The organism is Streptomyces shinuiensis, assembly GCF_043660855.1.
GTDB lineage: Bacteria > Actinomycetota > Actinomycetes > Streptomycetales > Streptomycetaceae > Streptomyces.
On sequence record NZ_JBIHML010000001.1, the window covers coordinates 1,388,108 to 1,408,669 of the forward strand.

General features: G+C 73.2%; 24 protein-coding genes. 9 read left to right on the top strand and 15 right to left on the bottom strand.

Features of this window, described 5'->3' with window-relative positions; all coding sequences use genetic code 11:
* The first annotated feature begins 103 nt into the window (after positions 1 to 103).
* Together ACGRHY_RS06055 and ACGRHY_RS06060 are read left to right on the top strand one after the other, a co-directional pair.
* Positions 104 to 772: a potassium channel family protein gene (locus ACGRHY_RS06055; protein WP_394634370.1), complete on the top strand. Its 669-nt coding sequence runs from the start codon at positions 104 to 106 to the stop codon at positions 770 to 772.
* 207 nt (positions 773 to 979) lie between these two features.
* On the top strand, positions 980 to 1,663 hold the full coding sequence (locus ACGRHY_RS06060; RefSeq protein ID WP_394634371.1) for a potassium channel family protein: 684 nt from the start codon (positions 980 to 982) through the stop codon (positions 1,661 to 1,663).
* A 96-nt stretch (positions 1,664 to 1,759) separates the two neighbouring features.
* Here the strand turns inward: ACGRHY_RS06060 and ACGRHY_RS06065 are convergent, their stop codons facing one another.
* The 8 genes from ACGRHY_RS06065 to ACGRHY_RS06100 form a co-directional block, all read right to left on the bottom strand.
* Positions 1,760 to 2,533 (bottom strand): DUF3159 domain-containing protein, encoded by a 774-nt coding sequence (locus ACGRHY_RS06065; RefSeq protein ID WP_394634372.1) that lies wholly within the window; start codon positions 2,531 to 2,533, stop codon positions 1,760 to 1,762.
* A 3-nt stretch (positions 2,534 to 2,536) separates the two neighbouring features.
* A complete protein-coding gene (locus ACGRHY_RS06070) occupies positions 2,537 to 2,944 on the bottom strand; it encodes an OB-fold nucleic acid binding domain-containing protein (protein WP_394634373.1) in 408 nt (135 codons plus the stop codon).
* Between the two features lie 146 nt (positions 2,945 to 3,090).
* Complete coding sequence (locus ACGRHY_RS06075) at positions 3,091 to 3,801, bottom strand: ABC transporter ATP-binding protein (protein ID WP_394634374.1); 711 nt, start codon at positions 3,799 to 3,801, stop codon at positions 3,091 to 3,093.
* Between the two features lie 76 nt (positions 3,802 to 3,877).
* Positions 3,878 to 4,477 (bottom strand): hypothetical protein, encoded by a 600-nt coding sequence (locus tag ACGRHY_RS06080; protein WP_394634375.1) that lies wholly within the window; start codon positions 4,475 to 4,477, stop codon positions 3,878 to 3,880.
* A 12-nt stretch (positions 4,478 to 4,489) separates the two neighbouring features.
* Entirely contained in the window at positions 4,490 to 4,675 is a 186-nt protein-coding gene (locus ACGRHY_RS06085) for a hypothetical protein (RefSeq protein ID WP_394634376.1), read from the bottom strand.
* Between the two features lie 145 nt (positions 4,676 to 4,820).
* Complete coding sequence (locus ACGRHY_RS06090; RefSeq protein WP_394634377.1) at positions 4,821 to 5,609, bottom strand: DUF3710 domain-containing protein; 789 nt, start codon at positions 5,607 to 5,609, stop codon at positions 4,821 to 4,823.
* 1 nt (position 5,610) lies between these two features.
* Positions 5,611 to 6,171: a dUTP diphosphatase gene (dut, locus tag ACGRHY_RS06095; protein WP_394634378.1), complete on the bottom strand. Its 561-nt coding sequence runs from the start codon at positions 6,169 to 6,171 to the stop codon at positions 5,611 to 5,613.
* Complete coding sequence (locus ACGRHY_RS06100) at positions 6,168 to 6,752, bottom strand: PaaI family thioesterase (protein ID WP_394634379.1); 585 nt, start codon at positions 6,750 to 6,752, stop codon at positions 6,168 to 6,170. Before ACGRHY_RS06100 ends, dut begins: the two co-directional genes overlap by 4 nt.
* Before the next feature lie 58 nt (positions 6,753 to 6,810).
* On the opposite strand from ACGRHY_RS06100, the gene ACGRHY_RS06105 reads away from it, so the two are divergent.
* Positions 6,811 to 7,266, top strand: a complete 456-nt coding sequence (locus tag ACGRHY_RS06105; RefSeq protein ID WP_394634380.1) for a DUF3093 domain-containing protein — start codon at positions 6,811 to 6,813, stop codon at positions 7,264 to 7,266.
* A gap of 46 nt (positions 7,267 to 7,312) precedes the next feature.
* On the opposite strand, the gene ACGRHY_RS06110 is transcribed toward ACGRHY_RS06105, so the two are convergent.
* From ACGRHY_RS06110 to ACGRHY_RS06125, 4 genes are all read right to left on the bottom strand, one after another.
* Positions 7,313 to 8,149: a hypothetical protein gene (locus tag ACGRHY_RS06110; protein ID WP_394634381.1), complete on the bottom strand. Its 837-nt coding sequence runs from the start codon at positions 8,147 to 8,149 to the stop codon at positions 7,313 to 7,315.
* 14 nt (positions 8,150 to 8,163) lie between these two features.
* Positions 8,164 to 8,463: a DUF4193 domain-containing protein gene (locus ACGRHY_RS06115; RefSeq protein WP_093662716.1), complete on the bottom strand. Its 300-nt coding sequence runs from the start codon at positions 8,461 to 8,463 to the stop codon at positions 8,164 to 8,166.
* Positions 8,464 to 8,916: 453 nt separating this feature from the next.
* On the bottom strand, positions 8,917 to 10,194 hold the full coding sequence (locus ACGRHY_RS06120; RefSeq protein WP_394634382.1) for a sensor histidine kinase: 1,278 nt from the start codon (positions 10,192 to 10,194) through the stop codon (positions 8,917 to 8,919).
* Positions 10,195 to 10,201: 7 nt separating this feature from the next.
* Entirely contained in the window at positions 10,202 to 10,855 is a 654-nt protein-coding gene (locus ACGRHY_RS06125; protein ID WP_101255039.1) for a response regulator transcription factor, read from the bottom strand.
* Between the two features lie 402 nt (positions 10,856 to 11,257).
* Between ACGRHY_RS06125 and ACGRHY_RS06130 the strand changes: the two genes are divergently transcribed.
* Positions 11,258 to 11,431 carry a hypothetical protein gene (locus tag ACGRHY_RS06130; RefSeq protein WP_394634383.1) on the top strand — a complete coding sequence of 58 codons (174 nt, stop codon included), beginning with the start codon at positions 11,258 to 11,260 and terminating at the stop codon, positions 11,429 to 11,431.
* Positions 11,432 to 11,532: 101 nt separating this feature from the next.
* On the opposite strand, the gene ACGRHY_RS06135 is transcribed toward ACGRHY_RS06130, so the two are convergent.
* Positions 11,533 to 12,333, bottom strand: coding sequence for an inositol monophosphatase family protein (locus tag ACGRHY_RS06135; RefSeq protein WP_394637938.1), 801 nt, complete (start codon positions 12,331 to 12,333; stop codon positions 11,533 to 11,535).
* Positions 12,334 to 12,433: 100 nt separating this feature from the next.
* On the bottom strand, positions 12,434 to 13,546 hold the full coding sequence (locus ACGRHY_RS06140; RefSeq protein WP_394634384.1) for a ferrochelatase: 1,113 nt from the start codon (positions 13,544 to 13,546) through the stop codon (positions 12,434 to 12,436).
* 144 nt (positions 13,547 to 13,690) lie between these two features.
* Between ACGRHY_RS06140 and ACGRHY_RS06145 the strand changes: the two genes are divergently transcribed.
* Together ACGRHY_RS06145 and sepH are read left to right on the top strand one after the other, a co-directional pair.
* On the top strand, positions 13,691 to 15,034 hold the full coding sequence (locus tag ACGRHY_RS06145) for a D-arabinono-1,4-lactone oxidase (RefSeq protein WP_394634385.1): 1,344 nt from the start codon (positions 13,691 to 13,693) through the stop codon (positions 15,032 to 15,034).
* Between the two features lie 426 nt (positions 15,035 to 15,460).
* The gene (sepH, locus tag ACGRHY_RS06150) at positions 15,461 to 16,522 is read left to right on the top strand and encodes a septation protein SepH (protein ID WP_394634386.1); all 1,062 of its coding nucleotides are present in this window, start codon (positions 15,461 to 15,463) and stop codon (positions 16,520 to 16,522) included.
* Positions 16,523 to 16,598: 76 nt separating this feature from the next.
* Here sepH and ACGRHY_RS06155 read toward each other — a convergent pair whose 3' ends face one another.
* A complete protein-coding gene (locus tag ACGRHY_RS06155; protein ID WP_394634387.1) occupies positions 16,599 to 17,486 on the bottom strand; it encodes a sulfurtransferase in 888 nt (295 codons plus the stop codon).
* A 251-nt stretch (positions 17,487 to 17,737) separates the two neighbouring features.
* Here ACGRHY_RS06155 and ACGRHY_RS06160 point away from each other — a divergent pair, with 251 nt between their 5' ends.
* The 3 genes from ACGRHY_RS06160 to ACGRHY_RS06170 all read left to right on the top strand — a co-directional run bounded on the left by ACGRHY_RS06160 (position 17,738) and on the right by ACGRHY_RS06170 (position 20,202).
* Complete coding sequence (locus ACGRHY_RS06160; RefSeq protein WP_394634388.1) at positions 17,738 to 18,550, top strand: VOC family protein; 813 nt, start codon at positions 17,738 to 17,740, stop codon at positions 18,548 to 18,550.
* 399 nt (positions 18,551 to 18,949) lie between these two features.
* A complete protein-coding gene (locus tag ACGRHY_RS06165; RefSeq protein WP_394634389.1) occupies positions 18,950 to 19,474 on the top strand; it encodes an ATP-binding protein in 525 nt (174 codons plus the stop codon).
* Positions 19,475 to 19,584: 110 nt separating this feature from the next.
* Positions 19,585 to 20,202: a TetR/AcrR family transcriptional regulator gene (locus ACGRHY_RS06170; protein WP_394634390.1), complete on the top strand. Its 618-nt coding sequence runs from the start codon at positions 19,585 to 19,587 to the stop codon at positions 20,200 to 20,202.
* Positions 20,203 to 20,562: the final 360 nt, after the last annotated feature.

A 20,562-nucleotide genomic window follows, 5' to 3' on the forward strand; every position in this document is an offset into this window, starting at 1 on the left:
CGACGCAGGACAGATCGGCAGGTGCCCCGGCCGGGGCGGGAAGGACGACGCACGATGCGGGCCCGGGTCGTCATGGCACAGGAAGGCACGGGGTAGCGGCCTCATGCACATCGTCATCATGGGGTGCGGGCGCGTGGGCGCCGCGCTCGCCCGGACCCTGGAACAACGGGGTCACACGGTTGCGATCATCGACCGGGACGAGGCGGCCTTCCGCCGCCTTGGCTCGTCCTTCGGCGGGCGCCGGGTGGAGGGGATCGGCTTCGACCGCGACACCCTGCGCGAGGCGGGCATAGAGGAGGCCGGGGCGTTCGCCGCCGTCAGCAGCGGCGACAACTCCAACATCATCGCGGCTCGCGTGGCGCGCGAGATGTTCGGCGTGGAGAACGTGGCCGCCCGCATCTACGACCCCCGCCGCGCCGAGGTCTACCAGCGGCTGGGGATCCCGACCGTGGCCACGGTCCGCTGGACGGCCGACCAGATGCTGCGGCGGCTCCTGCCCTCGGGCGCGGAGCCGCTGTGGCTGGACCCGACCGGAGGTGTCCAGCTCGCCGAGGTGCACGCCTCCACCGCCTGGGTCGGGCACCGGGTGAGCCGCCTCCAGCAGGAGACGGGCACCCGGGTCGCCTTCATCACCAGGCTGGGCGAGGCGATGCTGCCCACCTCCGAAACGGTGATCCAGGAGGGTGATCTGGTGCATGTGATGATGCGCTGCGACCGGGTCGGCGACGTGGAGGCCGCGTTCTCGCGCGGCCCCGAGGGGGAGGCCCGATGAGCCGGGGGCACCTCCCGGCGGCAGCCGGGGGCGCACACGCGGCCACCGGGCCGCAGGAGACACACGAGGCCGCACCTCTTCACCGCGCGGGCGGAGAAGCGAACGAGGAGGCACCGTGAGCGACGCACACGCGGCCACCGGGCCGCAGGAGACACACGAGGCCGCACCTCTTCACCGCGCGGGCGGAGAAGCGAACGAGGAGGCACCGTGAGGGTAGCGATCGCCGGGGCCGGCGCGGTGGGCCGTTCCATCGCCGGAGAGCTGCTGGAGAACGGCCACGAGGTGCTGCTGGTCGACAAGGCGCCCGGCGCCATCTCGGTGGAGCAGGTACCGCAGGCCGAATGGCTGCTGGCCGACGCCTGCGAGATCACCTCGCTGGACGAGGCCGCGCTCCAGCGCTGCAACGTCGTGATCGCCGCGACCGGTGACGACAAGGTCAACCTCGTGGTCTCCCTGCTGGCCAAGACGGAGTACGCCGTACCGCGGGTCGTGGCGCGGGTGAACCATCCCAAGAACGAGTGGCTGTTCAACGAGTCCTGGGGGATCGACGTGGCCGTCTCGACCCCGCGGCTGATGTCCGCGCTGGTCGAGGAGGCCGTCAGCGTCGGCGATCTGGTGCGGCTGCTGCGCTTCAGCCAGGGCGACGCCAACCTGGTCGAGTTGACCCTGCCCCCCGAGTCGGCGCTGGCCGGCACGCGGGTGGGCGATGTGCGGTGGCCCGAGGACACCTCGCTGGTGACGATAATCCGCGGCAGCAGGGTCCTCACCCCGGGCCCCGAGGACTCCCTGGAGCCGGGCGACGAACTGCTGTTCGTCGCCGCCCAGTCCCGCGAGGAGCAACTGGAGGAGCTGCTGTCGGTGCGGCGGGAGCCGGAGGAGGAGTCCCGGTAGCGGCGGGCTCCGTACGAGGGCGGCGGCCCGGTCGGTGTCGACCGGGCCGCCGCCCTTGCCGTGTGCCGTACGGCCGCCGCGGGGACGTGAGGGGACTCAGGGGTCCGTCCGCGCCTCGCCCGCCACGCGCTCGCGTTCCCGCTCCTTCTTCCTCTCCGCCTCCGCGGCCTCTTCCGCCTCCAGCTCCGCGATCACGTCGATCGGCGGCGGAGCCTTGGCCAGGAAGACGTAGGTCAGATAGACGCACAGCAGCAGCGGCGGGATACCGAGCGCCACCTTCACCCAGCCGAGCTGGGTGGCGTCGCCCCAGAAGTAGATCGGGAAGAGGATGGCCGACTTGGCCAGCAGGACGGTGCCCCAGGCCCAGGTCGCCTTGGTGTAGGCCGCCAGGCGGCCGGGGTTGCGGGTGCGCCAGGAGAGGTTCTCGCGCATCAGCGGCCCGAGCAGCACACCGATCAGCGGGAAGCGCACCATCGCCGAGAGGCAGTACGCGACCGCCAGCCCCAGGGTGTAGAGCATGCCCGGCAGGTAGAAGTTCTTGGCGTCGCCCGACATCATCGCGAAGACCGCGCCGATCCCGACTCCGAAGACACCGCTGAAGGCGTGTTTGAGGGTCTCGCGCTGCACCAGTCGGGCCAGCGCGAGCAGGACGCTCAGGCCCAGGGCGGCGACGGCCGCGAGGTGGATGTCCCGCCTGATCGTGTAGACCAGCACGAAGACCAGCCCGGGCACGGTGGTGTCCACCATGCCCCGCACTCCGCCGAACGCCTCCATCAGCGCCTTGTCCGTGACCGTCGGACCGGGCGCGCCGGCCTCGGCCCCGGGCCCGGCCCCGTCCACGCCGGCGGCCGGCTTGTCGAGAGAGGTCACCCGCTACTCCTGTCCGCTGTCCTGTCCGATGGGTCGCAGCTCGTACTTGGGGTTGAACAGCACCGGACGGCCGCGGTTCATCGCGATCCGCCCGTGGGCGATCAGCCTGCGGCCCGGTTCTATGCCCGCGATGGACCGGCGGCCGAGCCACACGACGTCCAGCGGGGCGGACCCGTCGAACAGCTCCGCCTCCAGCGCGGGCACGCCCGCCCTGGGGCGCTGCGTCACCGTGCGCAGCGTACCGGTCACCGTGACGATCTGCCGGTCGCCGCAGTCGCAGATGCGGGTGCAGCCGCTCTCCTCGGCGTCCTGCCGGAGTTCGGCGGAGAGCAGATCCTCCTGGGAGGAGGCCAGACGCCCGAGGAGTCGCCGCAGCCGGCCGCCCTTCTCGAGTCGGGTAACGCCACTCATACGGCCAGCCTACCCGCGCCCGTCACCCCCCGTAATGCCCCGGAGGGCCCCGGAACCGGATGTGACCGAAGGCTCTCCCCCGATGTCCCCGGTGGCCCGGGTGTCCCCGGCGCCCCGCGACACACACCGGGCTCGCAACTCACAGCTCAGGGCCGGGCCGGCAGCGGACGGAGCTCCGGGCCGGCCTCGCGCAGCCGCCCGTCGCGCAGCTCCAGGACACGGTCGGAGCGGGACAGCAGCCAGGGGTCTCGGGTGGCGACCAGCGCGGTGGCGCCGCGGGCGCGAACGGCGGTGTGCAGCAGTTCCAGCACCCCGGCGGCCTCGCCGGGGCCGAGCAGTGCGGTGGGTTCGTCGGCGACGAGCAGCGCCGGCCGGATGGCCAGCGCGCGGGCGACGGCGACACGCCGACGCTGGGCGCCGTCGATCTCGTCGGGCCGCCGTCCGGCCAGCCCGGCGAGGCCGGCCTCGGCCAGCAGCCGCGAGACGCGTTCGACGCGCTCGTACACGGGCACGTTGCGCAGGCGCAGCGGAACGCCGATGTTCTCGGCGACGGTGAGGACCGGCAGCAGTCCCGGGGAGGGGAAGACGATGCCGATGCGGTCCCGGCGCAGCCTCAGCCGGTCCTGTTCCCCCAGTTCGTCCAGCCGCACGCCGTCGACGGTGATGCGGCCGGAGACGGGGGTGTCGAGTCCGCCGGCAAGGCCCAGGAAGGTGGTCCGGCCCGCACCGGGGAGCCCGGTGACGGCGACGAGCTCGCCGCGCCGGACGGTGAGCGACAGGCCGCGCAGTACGTGGACCGCAGCGGGTCCGTGGCCGTAGGAGTGGTGCAGATTCTCGGCGACTACCACGGCACTCATACGGCCTCCCCTTCCGGAAAGCTCCGGACGGTGCCGAGCCTAGCGCCCCCGCGGGCCGCTGCGGCCGGGCCGGGCGCTACTTCTCCCATGTGACGATGTCGGCCAGGTAACCGCTCGCCGTGCGCTGCTTGAGCCGGACGAAGGCGGTCCTGCCCTCGTCCGTCCGCGCGCAGAAGGAGGTGCCCTCCCCGGTCCACTCCCGGTCGCCGGCCTGAACGGCGAACCTGGAGAGGTACTCGTCGCACTGCGCCCGGGTGGGCTCGCGTTCCCCCTCCCACTGCGCCGTCGTCACCTTCGGCGCCACGCCGCTCATCGACCGGGGGTAGAAGTAGATGTCGACGTTGGGGGAGGTCAGGTAGCCCCCTGTGGCGTACCGCCCAGGCGGATCGGGGTCCAGGTCGAAGTACTCCCCGATCAGCGCGTCCCCCGAGAAGCGGACCGTCTCCGGCGCCTGGCCGCGCTCCTGTCCGCCGGCCTCCGTCCCGAACCCGCCGGGCAGGCCGCCCGGCCCCGTCCCGCCGTCCTGCTCACCGGCCTCACCGGCGCGCTCGCCGCCGAGGGCGTTGCGGTCGTTGTCATTCCCGCAGACGGCCGAGCCACTGCAGTTCGTGCAGCTCGCCAGGACCAGGCAGAACGGCACCAGGCAGGCGGCGGCCGCGGTTTTCGCTGAGAGCATGCCCGGATCCGCTCACTCGTCCGAGCCGGGCACGTTGACCGTGTTGTCGCGGTTGCCGTCACCGCAGACCGCTCCGCCGCTGCAGTTGTTGCTGCCGATGGTCTGCTGGACGGTGAAGATCCCCACGACCGCCAGCGCCACCGTCCCGACGACTCCGACGACGTACATCCACAACTTCCGTCGGTCGGCCCCGCTCATGGGCATGGTCTCCCCCAGTCCCCACAGATCCCACGAATTCTCGACGTGGGCTCATGGTGGCAAACCCCGCGGCCCGCCGGCAGGGGATCACCGGACGGCGCGGCCCTGCCGCTCCGCACAACGGCAGGGCTCCGTCCGGATCGGGTCAGCGGACCTCGGTGATCTCCGGGCCGCGCTGGAGCTTGTCGATGCCGCCGGCGAAGCGGGAGCCCTCCTGGGCCTCCTCCTGCTGGACGCCGTCGGGCACCATCTGCGCGTCGTCGGGGAGCTTGAGGACGATCGGGTCGCGGGGCGCCATCGGGGAGTCCCCGCGCACCACGACCGTGTCGCGGAAGATCTGCTCCAGCAGCCCGGCGGCCTGCGGCTGCACCGCGCCCTGGCCGGAGATGACACCGCGCAGGAACCAGCGGGGGCCGTCCACGCCGATGAAGCGCACGACCTGCATGCCGCTGTTGCCGTCGGGCAGCCTGACCGGCACCTGCGCGCGCAGCTCCCAGCCCAGGGAGCCCTCGACCTCGTCGATGATCCCGCCCTTCTGGGTGATGCCCGAGGCGATCTCCTCGCGCACCTCGTCCCAGATGCCCTCGCGCTTGGGGGCGGCGAACGCCTGGAGCTGGACGGCGCTGTCCTTGAGCACGATCGTCGCGGCGACGATGGCGTCCCCGGCGACCTCCACCCGCAGCTCCATGCCCGGCACTCCGGGCACGAACATGCCACCCAGGTCGACCCGGCCCTCGCCCGGGGCGTGCAGCTCGCTCACGTCCCAGGGGCCGTCCGGCCGGGGGGCCGGGGGGAGCTTGACCCGGGACTGCTCGCCACCGGTGCCGTCGGCGGACCCGCCCGACGCGTCGGTGCCCTCGTCGGACCGTTCCGTCTCGAACTCGTCCGAGGCGCCCTCGGGCCCTACCTTCTTCTTGCGACGACGTCCGAACACGTCACTGTCCCTTCAGGTCGGCAGCCTCGTCGGCCGCGACCGCAGCGTAATGGTTGTGCTGTGCAGCGTGGTCCTGTGCGGTGCCGTCCTGTGCGGCGTGGCCCCCCGTGGAGCCGAAGCCCCCCGCCGCTCGCGCCGATCCCGGCAGTTCCTCCACCTCGTGGAAGCGCACCTTCTCGACTTGCTGGACGACGAGCTGGGCGATGCGGTCGAACCGCTCGAACCGCACGCTCTCACGCGGATCCAGGTTGGCCACGATCACCCTGATCTCCCCACGGTACCCGGCATCGACGGTTCCGGGGGCATTCACGAGGCAGACCCCGCAGCGGGCCGCCAGACCGGAGCGCGGATGCACGAAGGCGGCGTACCCGTCGGGCAGTGCGATGGAAACCCCCGTGGGCAGAACGGCCCGTTCCCCGGGGGCCAGTTCGGCCGCCTCGGTGGTGACCAGATCACAGCCCGCGTCGCCGGGGTGCGCGTAGACGGGCAGCGGCACCCCGGGGTCGAGGCGGCGGATCAGCACCTCGACGGGCTCACGCCCGGGCAGGCCGGCGGGGCTCACGGGTTCACCTCGAAGGCGCGGGCCCGGCGGACGGTGTCGGGGTCGGCCATCGCCGCCTCGATCTCGTCCTTGCGGCCGTGATCGACGAAGTGCTCGACCTTGACCTCGATGAAGAGGGCGTCGGCACGCACCGCGAGGGGGCCGTCGGGGCCGCCGACGCGTCCGGTGGCGGTGCAGTAGATCTTGCGCCCGTGCCGGGCGGTGACCCGCGCCGTCAGGTGCAGCACGGAGTCCACGGGAACGGGCTGGAGGAAGTCGGTCTCCAGGCGCCCGGTGACCGAGATGGTGTGCATCAGCCAGTTCAGGGAGCCCAGGATCTCGTCCATGGCGGTGGCCAGCAGTCCGCCGTGGGCGAGGCCGGGGGCGCCCTGGTGCTCGGGGCGGACGGTGAACTCGGCGGTGACGCTGACCTCCTCGCCCGCCCGGGCGTCGATGTGCAGTCCGTGGGGCTGCTCGGTGCCGCAGCCGAAGCACTGCGCGTAGTGGGCGCCCAGCGGCTCTCCGGGGGCGGGGGCGTCGGGGTGACGCACCGGGGGAACGGCGTCGTCCGGCGGGGTCAGGGATGTCTTGGTGGCACTCACGGATGCTGACCTTACCGCCGGGTCAGTGAGCCGGTCGCGGGCGTGCCAAGCTGGGGACATGCTTCCTCCCGGCGTGCTGTACGACGAGCGGCTGACCGCACCCCGCCTGTGGTGGCTGATCGCCGCCCTGTCCGGGGTCTGCCTGGGCCTGATCCTGCTCCCCCTGGGCCTGATGCCCCTGCTGGGTGGTCTGGTGGTGGGCACGGCGCTGGGCACGGTGGCGGTGAGCGCCTACGGCTCGGCCCGTATCCGCGTGGTCGCGGACTCGCTGGTCGCGGGGGACGCCCGGGTGCCGGTCTCCGCGCTGGGCGGGACGCATGTCCTGGACGAGGAGGAGGCCCGTGCCTGGCGCACCCACCGCGCCGATCCGCGCGCCTACATGCTGCTGCGCGGCTATGTCCCCACGGCGCTGCGCGTGGAGGTCACCGATCCAGCGGATCCCACGCCGTACCTGTACCTGTCCACGCGGCGCCCGCGGGCGCTGGCCGACGCACTGGAGACCGCGCGCCGGTAGTGCGGCCGGGGCCCGGCCGTACCGGGCGGGCCGGGAGCGGCGGGCGTCAGCCGTCCTCTTCCGGGGCACGCTGGAGCTGCGAGGGGATGACCTTCCCCGGGCGGTCCTCCAGGGGGACGGCGTCCCAGGGGATCCGCCGTCTTCTCAGGTCGCCGCGGATCGTCTCCGCCAGCTTCCTGGTGTCGTGCCGGTTCATCAGGGCGCCCACAGCCGCGCCGATCATGAAAGGCGTGAGGTTGGGAAGGTTGCGCATGGTGCGTTTGAGGAGATTCTGGCGCAGCTGCCGTCTCATGTGGCTGCCGAACGCCGCGCCGAACGTCGCGGGCGCGGCCAGTTCTATCCCGCGCTCCTGGGTCCACTCGGTGAGGTACGCGGCGGCCCGCTCCCGGGCGTTGCCGGGCGGGCGCAGCCCGTAGACCTCGTGCAGCTCGGCGATGAGCTTGAGCTCCACCGCGGCCACCCCGACGACCTCGGCGGCCAGCTCGGCGGGCATCGCCGGCGGTACGGGGAGCATCGCCGAGGCGCCCACCCCGGCGCCGACGGTCGCGCTGCCCCTGATGGCGCCCGATATCAGCCTGTCGGCCACCTCCTCGGGGCCCAGGCCCGGGAACTGCCGGCGGAGCGTGGCCAGGTCCCTCACCGGGATCCTGGGAGCGAGGTCGACGATACGGTCGGCCACCACCCCCAGGAACGCCCTGACCGTGCCGCGCTCACGCGGCTCCTGCGCACTCCCCTCGCCCGCGCCGTCCGGCCGGCGCGGGCGGAGCCGCCGCAGCCCGCGGCCGAGGGCGGCTGCGGGCGCGGATCTGGGTGCGGGTACGGGCGCGAGCGAGGCCTCCCCGTCCTGGCCCCGCTCGGCGTCGCGTGCTTCCTCGGCCGTCATCAGCCGGCCCCGGCTCAGGCCGCGCAGTCGCGGCAGATGGGGTGGCCGTTCTTCTCCGCCGCCAACTGCGAGCGGTGGTGGACCAGGAAGCAGCTCATGCAGGTGAACTCGTCGGCCTGGCGGGGCAGCACCCGCACGGACAGCTCCTCGTTGGAGAGGTCCGCTCCGGGCAGCTCCAGGCCCTCGGCCTGCTCGAACTCGTCGACGTCGACGGTCGAGGCGGACTTGTCGTTCCGCCGGGCCTTCAGTTCCTCGATGCTGTCCTCGTTGACGTCGTCATCGGTCTTGCGTGGAGTGTCGTAATCGGTCGCCATGTCGCTCTCCCCCTCTGGGTATCTGTGGTGTCTCCAGCGCACGTAACGCGCGAGAGGCCGGACTTGTGCCCGACCTGAGGCGGAGATTTTGCCTCACATCAAGCCCTGTTACTCAATCGACACCCAACCGCGCCCCTGATGGGGTGACCGAGTCGGCCGTCGACCGAGGGCCCGGGACGGCCCTCGTGTCCACTTTGCGCGCACCGCCTCCCCTCTTTTCCACGATCGCGACCTGCGAAAACATGGATTTTCCGGTATTTTTCGGCAGGCCCTGGAGCGTCGTGCGCGCGTGACCGAAAAATCGCGTGTGTGATCGATCACAACCGGGTCGAACCATGGAGGAATTCCCGGATTTCGCCCCATAACGCCGGGCTCCGCGGAGATATTCCATGATCGTCCTTTCCGGCCTGCCCCGCCCCGTCTCCCCGCGCCCGCGCCCGCGCCTCCTGAGCGTCAGACGGGGAGCGTGACCCGCACCACCAGGCCGCCCTCCTCGCGCGGCCTGGCCGTGACCGCCCCGCCGTGGGCGCGCACCACCGATCGCACGATCGACAGCCCCAGGCCGACCCCCCTGTCGCTGCCGGTGCGCTCGGTGCGCAGCCTGCGGAAGGGCTCGAAGAGATTGTCCACCTCGTACGCAGGGACCACCGGACCGGTGTTCTCCACCACCAGCACCGCCTGGCCCGGCTGGGCCCGGGTGTCCACCGAGACCCAGCCGTCGCCGGGCACGTTGTAGCGCACGGCGTTCTGCACCAGGTTGAGCGCGACCCGCTCCAGCAGCACCCCGCTGCCCTGCGCGTACGCGGGCTGGCGCACGCCCCGCAGTTCCACGCCCCGCTCCTGGGCCTCTCCGCGCGCCTGCTCCACGGCCTGGGAGGCGACCTCGGCCAGGTCCACGGGCTTGCGGTCCACGATCTCGTTCTCGCTGCGGGCGAGCAGCAGCAGACCCTCCACCAGTTGCTCGCTGCGCTCGTTCGTGGCGAGCAGCGTCTTGCCGAGCTGGAGCAGCTCGGGGGATGCGCCGGGGTCGGAGAGCTGGACCTCCAGCAGGGTGCGGTTGATCGCCAGCGGGGTGCGCAGCTCGTGCGAGGCATTGGCGACGAACCGCTGCTGGGCGGTGAACGCCCGGTCCAGCCGGTCCAGCATCTGGTCGAAGGTGTCGGCCAGCTCCTTGAGCTCGTCGTCCGGTCCGTCCAGCTCGATGCGGCGGTGCAGGTCGGAACCGGCGACCCGCTGGGCGGTGCGCGTGATGCGCTCCAGCGGCGAGAGCACCCGGCCGGCCATGACGTAGCCGAAGGCGAAGGCGGCCACGGCCAGGCCCAGCAGGGCCAGCAGGGAGCGGTTGAGCAGGGCTTCCAGGGCCACCTGCCGCTGGTTCTCCATGCACTGCTGGACGGCGGCGGTCAGCTCCTGGGGTGTCAGCTCCCCGCCGTCCGCCCGGCTGGGCAGGCTGCAGACGGCGTCGGTGGTCTGGTCCCGCACACCGATGATCTGGAAGGGCAGGTGGCTGCCGTCCTTCAGCGCCTGGGCCGCCAGCAGGTAGATGATCGCCAGCAGCACCATCCCGGCGATCAGGAACATCCCGCCGTAGAGCAGGGTCAGGCGTATGCGGATGGTGGGCCGCAGCCAGGGGTGGGAGCGGCCCGGCTGGAAGGGGTCCCAGGTGGGCTTGGGCGGGGCCGCCGGGGGCGGGGGCGGGGGGCCGGGGGTACCGGGCGTGCTGGGTGTCATGGGGGGCTCAGATGCGGTATCCGGAGCCGGGCACGGTGACGATCACCGGCGGCTCGCCTAGCTTGCGGCGCAGGGTCATCACGGTGACCCGTACGACGTTGGTGAACGGGTCGGTGTTCTCGTCCCAGGCCTTCTCCAGGAGCTGCTCGGCGGAGACCACCGATCCCTCGCCCCGCATGAGGACCTCCAGCACCGCGAACTCCTTGGGGGCCAGCTGCACCTGCCGGCCGTCGCGGAAGACCTCGCGGCGGTTGGGGTCCAGCCGGATGCCGGCGCGCTCCAGCACCGGCGGCAGGGGGGCGGTGCTGCGGCGGCCGAGCGCCCGTACCCGGGCGGTCAGCTCGCTGAAGGCGAAGGGCTTGGGCAGGTAGTCGTCCGCGCCAAGCTCCAGGCCCTCCACCCGGTCGCTGACGTCGCCGGAGGCGGTGAGCATCAGCACCCGGGTCGGCAGGCCCAGCCGGATGATCTCGCGGCACACGTCGTCACCGTGGACCAGCGGCAGATCGCGGTCGAGCACCACCACGTCGTAGTCGTTGACCCCGACGCGCTCGAGGGCCGCGGCGCCGTCGTAGACCACGTCGACCGCCATGGCCTCCCGGCGCAGTCCGGTGGCCACGGCATCGGCCAGCAGCTGCTCGTCCTCGACGACGAGTACGCGCACGGGCGGTGTCCTTCCTTCGGTTCGCGGGGCGGGGGACCGTCCGGGCCGTTCGAGGACGGCGCGGGAGCGGTACGGAGCCGGGCGGAGGCGCGCCCCGGCCCGGCTGGCCGGGACGCACACCGCCCTGTTCCATCATGTCCATCGTGCCCGCGACCTCAGTAAACGGGCCGTAAGGGACTTCCGTCGCAGCCGTTCACCGAATTTTCGTCCTTCTTGAGGTTTCTCTGAGGTTTGAGATGGGGAGGACGGCAGTACACCCGCGATCACGCCCTGTAGACGGCATGTCACGACCCCTCTCCCCAGCCCCGGAAGGGCCGTCGGCCGACCGCTCGGGGAACACACCGTGATCGCCCCACCCCCGGCACACCCCCGTGCCGACGACCCACGACGAGGGGGCGCACCATGGACGCGTTCACCGCAGGCATTCTGCAGCGCATACGGACCACGGAGTCCGACCTGATCCGCGCTCGTGAGTCGGGCGACGACTTCCTGGTGGACGTCGAGCAGGCCGAGCTCGAGGATCTGCGCCGTCTGGCCGCCGAGTACGGAGTGGAGGTCGGCGCCACCAGCGTCTGACCGGCATCACACACCGGCGCCCCGGGAGGGAGAACCTCCCGGGGCGCCGCCGTGCGGGGCGCACGGGGGGCCGGTGCCCCTACTGCCCGGGCCGGATCCCTTCAGTCGTGCCAGGCGCCCAGTTCCTCCAGCAGCGGCTGGAGCGCGCCGAAGACCCCGGGCGAGGCGGCCACCGTCAGTTCGCCCGTCGGCGGGGAGCCGGGCCGCCCGCCGGTGAGGGCGCCCGCCTCGCGGGCGACCAGATCGCCCGCGGCGAAGTCCCAGGGGTGCAGCCCGCGCTCGTAGAAGCCGTCCAGCCGCCCGCCGCCCACGTCGCACAGGTCGATGGCAGCCGAGCCGGAGCGGCGGATGTCGCGGACCCCGGGCAGCAGGCGGCGGGCCACCTCGGCCTGGGCCCTGCGGCGCTCGGCGACGTAGTTGAAACCGGTGCCGATCAGCGCCTGCTCCAGCGGCGGCGAGGGGCGGCAGCGCACGCGCTCCCCGTTCAGCCAGGCGCCGCCGCCGAGCACCGCGTGGTACGTCTCGGCGCGCGGCGGGACGTGGACCACGCCGACGACCGTCTCGCCCCGGTGCTCGGCGGCGATCGAGACGGCCCAGGCGGGCTGCCCGTAGAGGTAGTTCACGGTGCCGTCGATCGGGTCGATCACCCAGCGCACCCCGCTGCCTCCCTCGGTGGAGGCCCCCTCCTCCCCCAGGAAGCCGTCCCCGGGGCGGTGGTCGGCCAGGAAGCCGGTGATCAGCTTCTCGGAGGCGAGGTCCATCTCGGTGACGACGTCGACGGGACTGCTCTTGGTCGCGGCCACTCCCAGATCGGCGGGACGGCCCTCGCTCAGCAGCGCACCCGCCCGGCGGGCGGCCTCCAGCGCGAGGCCCAAAAGTTCCCCCCCGAGCGGATCCGACACGGCGGCGGTCGCTCGGTCGGTCTCCGCACCGGTCCCGGCGGGGATCCCGGTGGGGCTTGCGGCGTCGGTCACGGCTCTCCTCGGCGGTGTCAGGCGGGTGTCAGGCGTACGGGCTGTCGGCGCCCGCGGCGGCGGGCCTCGGCGTACGGGCCGGGCAGCAGCCCACCGGGCACACGTCGTGGCTGGGGCCCAGTGCGCCCAGCGCGCACCGCTCGGGGTGCTCGCCGCGCTCGGCGGCGGCGCGCTCGGTCACCAGATCGCGCACGGCCGCGGCGAAGCGCGGGTCGGCGCCGACGGTGGCCGACCGCACCGCCGGCAGGCCCAGCTCCCCGGCCTTGGCCATCGCCTCGGTGTCGAGGTCGTACAGGACCTCCATGTGGTCCGAGACGAACCCGATGGGGACCATCACCGCGGCCGGCGCGCCCTGCCCGTGCAGCGCCTCCAGGTGGTCACAGACGTCCGGCTCCAGCCAGGGGACGTGGGGGGCACCGCTGCGGGACTGGTAGACCAGCTCCCAGGGCCTGTCCACCCCGGTCTCCCGGCGCACCGCGTCGGCGATCACCCGCGCCGTGTCCAGGTGCTGGGCGACGTACGCGCCGCCGTCGGGACCGGAGGTCCCGGCCTGGGAGAGGGGGATGGAGTGGGTGGTGAAGACCAGGTGCGCCCCCGCGCGGACGTCCCCGGGCAGTTCGGCGAGGGCGGCCAGCACTCCGTCGGCCACGGGGCGGACGAAACCGGGGTGGTTGAAGTAGTGCCGCAGCTTGTCCACCCGCGGCACCTCCAGCCCCTCGGCATCGAGGGCGGCCAGGGCCTCGGCGAGGTTCTCCCGGTACTGGCGGCAGCCGGAGTACGAGGCGTACGCGCTGGTGGCCAGCACCAGGATCCGGCGGCGGCCGTCGGACACCATCTCGCGCAGGGTGTCGGTCAGGTACGGCGCCCAGTTCCGGTTGCCCCAGTAGACGGGCAGGTCCAGTCCGTTCGCGGCGAAGTCCTCGCGCAGGGCTGCGAGCAGCTCGCGGTTCTGGGCGTTGATCGGGCTGACGCCGCCGAACAGGTAGTAGTGCTGCCCGACCTCCTCCAGCCGCTCCCGCGGGATCCCCCGTCCGCGGGTGACGTTCTCCAGGAACGGCACCACGTCGTCGGGACCCTCGGGTCCCCCGAAGGACAGCAGCAGCAGGGCGTCGTAGGGGCGGGCGTCAGTTGCGTCGGACATGTCTCGATCCTGCCATCCGGCTCCGGAGCCCACCGCCCGGACCCGCGGTGGGCCCGGGAACGGCCTCACGTGAGTATGATCCCCCTCCGGCCGGTGGGGTCCACCGTCCGCGCGGTACGCCAGCCATGGGGAGGGCCGTCAGCGATGACCACGCGCACAGCACGGCGTACGGAGCGGCCCGCGCCGCCGACGTGGCGCAACTGGGCGGGCAACGCCACCGCCCGTCCGCTGCGGACCTCGGCCCCCTCCACCACCGAGGCGCTCGCCGAGGTGGTGCGCCGCGCCGCTGAGGACGGTCTGACGGTCAAGGCCGCCGGCACCGGGCACTCGTTCACACCCGTGGCCGCCACCGAGGGGGTGCTGATACGCCCCGACCGCCTCACCGGTATCCGCCGGATCGATCACGGGGCGGGGACGGTGACGGTGGCCGCCGGGACGCCGCTGAAGCGGCTCAACGAGGCGCTGGCGGCCGAGGGGCTGTCCCTGGCCAACATGGGCGACATCATGGAGCAGACCGTCTCCGGCGCTGTCGGCACCGGCACCCACGGCACCGGCCGCGACTCCGGCTCGCTCGCCGCCCAGGTCCGCGCGCTGGAGATGGTCCTGGCCGACGGGTCGGTCCTGCGGTGCTCGGGGGGCGGGGCCGGCGAGAATCCGGACGTCTTCGCGGCGGCCCGCATCGGTCTGGGGGCGCTGGGAGTGATCACCGAGATCACCTTCGCCGTGGAGCCGCTGTTCCTGCTGACCGCGCGCGAGGAGCCCATACGCCTGGACGCGGTGCTGGAGGATTTCGACCATCTGGTGCGCGGCAACGAGCACTTCGAGTTCTACTGGTTCCCGCACACCGACCGCTGCGTCACCAAGCGCAACAACCGCAGCGACCGCCCGGCCGACCCGCTGCCGCGCCTGGGCGGCTGGCTGGAGGACGAACTCCTGTCCAACGGCGCCTTCCAGGTCGCCTGTTCGGTGGGCCGGGCCTTCCCCGCCGCCGTCCCCGGCATCGCACGGATCGCCGGCCGCGCCCTGTCGGCCCGCACCTACACCGACATCCCCTACAAGGTGTTCACCTCGCCGCGCCGGGTGCGCTTCGTGGAGATGGAGTACGCCCTGCCGCGGGCGGCCGCGGTGGAGGCGCTGCGCGAACTGCGCGCGGTGGTCGACCGTTCGGGACTGCGGGTGAACTTCCCCGTCGAGGTGCGCGTCGCACCCGCCGACGACATCACGCTGTCCACGGCCTCGGGCCGCGACACCGCCTACATCGCGGTGCACGTGTACCGGGGCACCCCGCACGAGCGGTACTTCACGGCCGCCGAGCAGATCATGGTCGCGCACGGCGGGCGCCCCCACTGGGGGAAGCTGCACAGCCGCGACGCCGGGTACCTGGCCGGGGTCTACCCGCGCTTCGCGGAGTTCACCGCACTGCGTGACCGCCTCGACCCGGACCGGGTGTTCGGCAACGACCACCTGCGGCGGGTGCTGGGCGACTGAGCCGTCAGCCCGCCGCCCCGCACGTCCCCCCGCCGGGCCGGGTCGCACGTATCTTCCTCCCCGCCACCTCGGGGCGGTTTCCGGCCAAAGTGGTGGTTCCGTTTCAGTGGATTCCGTGAAGATCCACACCTTCGATGCCGTCTTTTTACGGCCGGCGCGGTGTTCAACTCCCCGCCGCTGTGAGAACTTGGGCGGCGTGCCGATCCAACGGCGTGGCCCCAATGGAGTAGTGTGGCGAGCCCTGACCCCGGCCCCGGTCAGCCGGTACCACGGAAAGTCACCGCTCCGGTCACTTTCCGTGGTCAACGGGCAACCGTGCCACAGTGGCGGATCAGGGCGCGGGCCCGACACGCCGAGCAGGTCGGCAAGGTTGTGGCAGGCTGCGCCCGGGCACGTCACACTCGTCCAGCGGGAGCAGCGACGCACGTGACGTCGGCAGGCACCACCCGGGAGGTTCCCATGCCCGAACTGCGTGTCGTGGCCGTCAGCAACGACGGCACACGGCTGGTGCTCAAGGCTGCCGACAACACGGAGTACACACTCCCGATCGACGAGCGGCTGCGCGCCGCCGTCCGCAACGACCGCGCCAGGCTCGGCCAGATCGAGATCGAGGTCGAGAGCCACCTGCGCCCCCGCGACATCCAGGCCCGCATACGGGCCGGAGCCACCGCCGAGGAGGTCGCCCAGCTCGCCGGCATCCCCGTGGACCGCGTACGGCGGTTCGAGGGGCCGGTGCTCGCCGAGCGCGCGTTCATGGCCGAGCGGGCCCGCAAGACACCGGTGCGCCGTCCCGGCGAGAGCACCGGTCCGCAGCTCGGTGAGGCCGTGGCCGAGCGGCTGATGCTGCGCGGCGCCGACAAGGAGACGGTGCAGTGGGACTCCTGGCGCCGGGACGACGGCACCTGGGAGGTACTGCTCGTCTACCGGGTGGCCGGCGAGCCGCACTCGGCGAGCTGGACGTACGATCCGCCGCGGCGGCTGGTGCAGGCCGTGGACGACGAGGCGCGGGCGCTGATCGGCGAGAGCGACGACACCCCCGAGCCGAGCTTCCCGTTCGTGCCGCGCATCGCGCGGCTGCCCCGCGACCGCTTCGACCGGACGGAGCGTTCCGACGACCCCGAGTCCGAGCCGCCGCAGACCGCGGTTCAGGACGGGGTCGGTGAGCGGGACTCGCTGACCAGCCTGCTGGAGGCGGTACCCAGCTTCCGGGGCGATCTGGTGGTGCCGGAGCAGTCCTCCTCGCCCGACGGCGTGCCCGAGGACGAGGCCGAGGAGCCGGAGGCGGTGGAGCCGCCCGCCCCCGCGGCGAGCGCGGGGGCGGCCTACGCCGATGTGCTCATGCCGCGCTCGGTCGCGGGCCACCGCGACCGGCTCACGGGCAGCACCGATCGCCAGGCCGAGGCGGACGGCGTCCGCCCGGGCCGCCGTGCCGCGGTCCCCAGTTGGGACGAGATCGTCTTCGGAACACGCCGCAAGAAGCAGGAGTGACGGGGCCCGGGAAGCGGGCCGGAGGGCGGCGGGGCCCGGCCCCCGCCGCCCTCCGGCGTGTGCGCCGGACCGGCCCTCAGCCCGGCTCGGGGCCCGTGGCCACCGGGCGTGAGGGGTCGGCCGACCAGTGGGACCAGGAGCCCGGATACAGCGCGGCGTCGATGCCCGCGACCGCCAGCGCCAGGACCTCGTGGGCCGCGGAGACCCCCGAACCGCAGTAGACGCCGACCTCGGTGCCCGCGTCGATGCCCAGTGCGGCGAAGCGGGCGGCCAGTTCGGCGGCGGGCCGGAAGGCACCGGGGGCGCTGCCGGAGGTGTCCCGGGGGACGCTTCCGACGGCCTTCTCGACCGTGTTCCCGGCGGTGGGCGCCGACACGGCGCCCGGGATGTGCCCGGCGACGCGGTCGATCGGCTCGACCTCGCCGCGGTAGCGCTCGCCCGGGCGGGCGTCGAGCAGCACCCCGGTGCGGGCCAGGGCCGCCGCGCCGTCGGCGTCGAGCACGGGAAGCGAGCCCGGCCGGGGCGTGAAGTCGCCCTCGGGCGGGTGCGGCACCTGACCGGTCAGCGGGCCCTCCCAGGCCGCGAGGCCGCCGTCCAGCACCCGTACGTCCTCGTGACCGGCCCAGCGCAGCAGCCACCAGGCACGGGCCGCGGCCCATCCCCGGCCCCCGTCGTAGACCACCACCGGGTGCCCCTGGCGGACCCCGGCCCGGCGCATGGCCGTCCCGAACACCTCCGGGTCCGGGAGCGGGTGACGGCCCGTCCCCTCCCCGACCGGACCGGCCAGTTCGGTCTCCAGGTCGACGTACACGGCTCCGGGCAGGTGCGCCGCCTCGTAGTCCGGGTGCCGGGAAGGGCCGGTCAGCTCCCAGCGGACATCGAGCAGTGTGGGCGGGGTATGCGGTGAGGAGGGCGAACCGGTGAGTTCGCGCGCGAGTTGGGTAGGGGAGACGATGACTGCCATGGCCGTATCTTCGCGCGGCCGTTCCCGTATGTCCTCGCCGCCGCCCGGCGCGGCCCGCCTGTGCCGGCGTGCGGAGCGGGGGCCGTGGGCGAGACCGTCCGCTGCTCTCCCCGGGGGCCGCCTCGCCCTCTTCAAGGGCGGAACGGCCCCGTGCACGGCATGGGCGCCGAATGAGACCATGGCCACCGACAGTGCACGGAAGATCACCGGACGACCGCATCGACGACGGTCCCGAGGAGAGAAGTGAACAGATGACCGAGGCAGTGGCACGACGCGCTCCGGGCACCCCCTCCTGGCTGAGTCTGCTGGCCCACGACCCGGCGGCGAGCCAGGAGTTCTACCACGAGTTGTTCGGCTGGGACTACCGGCAGGGCCCGGGGGCGGGGTCGGCCGGCCCGCACTTCCGCGCGCTGCTCGACGGGAGCGAGGTCGCGTGCATCGGCCAGATGCCGCGGGGGCGGCAGTGCCTGCCCGCCTGGCTGCCGTATCTGTCGGCCGACGACGCCGACAAGGCCGCGGAGCTGGTCCGGCTGTGCGGCGGAACGGTCGGGGTGGGGCCGCTGGACATGGAGGGGACGATGCGCGTGGCGATCGCGGCGGACCCGGCCGGGGCCTCCTTCGGGATACGGCAGACGGACACGCGGCCCGGGGCCCGCATGGGCGGCGGTCCGGGCACGGTGGTGTGGAACGAGCTGATCACCCACCGGGCGTCGGCGGTCGAGAAGTTCTACCGGACGGTGTTCGGCCTGGAGAGCGAGCCCGCCGGGGGGCACCGGGTCGCGGGCGGCACGGACGGCACGGACGCGGAGCCGGATCACCTCACACTGACGGCGCACGGCCGGATCGTCGGCGGCATCCACGGCGTCGGGGACGGGCTGCCGCACGACCGCGGCTCGCACTGGCTGATGTACGTCGAGGTGGCCGACACCGACGCGGCGGCGCACCGGGTGACCGAACTGGGCGGGCGCGTCCTGCTCCCGCCGCAGGACTCGCCCCGCGGGCGGCTGGCCCGGGTCGCCGACCGGGAGGGAGCGCCCTTCGTGGTGATCAGCCCCCGGCGGTGACCGGCCCCCGTTCGCAGGCCCACGACCGGGCCGGGCGGACGGGGGCTCGGTCATCGGCGGGGGCGTTCGCGTCGCCCAACGGCAGCGCGTCCGGTGACGGCGCGCCCCACCCGGGCCGCGCACGGCCGGGGCCCCTCCGGCCGGAAACCCCCGCGGTTGACTCGCACAACCGAAAGTTCTACAAATGGAGAAGACCCGGGTTCCTCCAGTCACGCAGAGAGCTGGAGCTGAGGTCGACGGGCCGGCTCTCCGGACTCGCGGACCACCGGAACGCCCGCGGAGACCGTCCCGGTCCGGGCGCTGACCGCGCGCAGGCACGGTCGGCGCGATCCCTCCGGCAGTGAGGAGCGTGCCGTGAATGCGGCAACCCCGCGTCGTGGTACCCCGACCGCGGAACCCGTGGACGAGTTCTTTGCGCGGGCGGCCACGGCCCCGGTCTCCGGCTCCCCCCTCGCGGTGACCCGGTCCGCCTCCCACCTGCTGGCCGACGACCCCCGGTCCGCCGGCGTCGCACGCCGGCGGACCGCCCGCTTCTGGAACCGGGAGGAACCCGGACTTCTCGGGACGGTGCGGCTCATCGTCTCCGAGCTGGTCACCAACGCACTGGTGCACGGTCATCCTCCACTGCGGCTCGTGCTGATCGAGGGGTTCGCCACGACCGGGAAGCCGTTGCTGCGCATCGAGGTGTGGGATCGGGGCCGGGTGGACGCGGTCACGAGCACCGACCCCGACCACGACGCGGAGTGCGGTCGCGGCCTGATGCTGGTCGCCGAGCTCGCGGACTCCTGGGGTGTCGTGCCGGCCCCTGCACGGGGAGGGACGTGCGCGTGGGTGGAGCTCGGCGTTCCCGGGGCCGTGCCGGGGTGTTCCCGCACGGAGCCGCACACGGCGGCGGCTCCGCCCCGGGCCGGACTGCCCCGGTGACGTCGACTCCATTACCCCGTTTGGCCGGGCGCCGGTGCCGATGTATGTGTTCTGCAGGCGGAGAAGGAATCTCCACGTGCGGAACGGCACCGGAAACAGGGAGGAACGGCATGGCCTCGAAGGAAGAGGGCGCGGAGCACCGGACGGCGACGGCGCTGATGGACGCGGCCGAGCGGCTGCTGATCACTCGGGGCCAGGCCGGCGTCTCGACGCGGCGCGTCGCCGAGGAGGCCGGTCAGCCGCACGGTCTCGTGCGATACCACTTCGGTTCGCTCGAGGGCCTGATGCTCCGCACACTGGAACGGGCCACCGCACGGATCACCGACCGCCAGCGCGCCCTGTACGGCGGGAACGAGACCTTCCTCCGCAAGTGGCGCACCGCCATGGGACTGATCGACGAGGACCTCGAAGAGGGCTTCCCCAAGATCGTCGCCGAACTCTTCGCCAAGGCGTGGAACGAGCCCGTGTACCGCGAGGGCCTCACCCGGACCATGAACGACTTCACGGACCTGCTCACCGATGCCGTCACGGACGCGGCGAGTGAGTACCGGCACGAACTGCCGGCCCAGGACGCCCGGGCTCTGGCCACGCTCATCCGTACGTTCCAGCTCGGCATCCTCATCGAGCGCCTGGCCGGGATCGACATCGGCCACGCCGAACTGCTCGCGGCGATCGACCGCCGGCTGGCGGACGAGCAGAAGGAGGACGAGGCCCGCCCGACGGCCTGACGCGACCGGTCCGGTGAACCGGAACGGCGCCGGGACCGGCGAGCGGCAGCCTCGTCGAGGTGATCGGCCGCCGCAGGGCGTCGGTGCCGTCCGGCAGCGGGCTTGACGCGGCCGAACGAGAGGGGCTCGGGTGACCGCGCGGACTCGCCACCACCCGGGCCGGGACGATCGAGATCCCGGAAAAGCACTTCCGGCTGTCCGTCTCGGGAACTTCACGGCCGGGAACGCCGGAAGGCGGGCATCCGAACGGATGCCCGCCTTCATGTCGTCCCCGCCCGGATCAGCCCCCGGGCACCGGGACCTCGCCATGAGCGAGCCGGCGTCCTGCCGGGCCCGGTGCCCCGCCCGGCGACGAGCGGG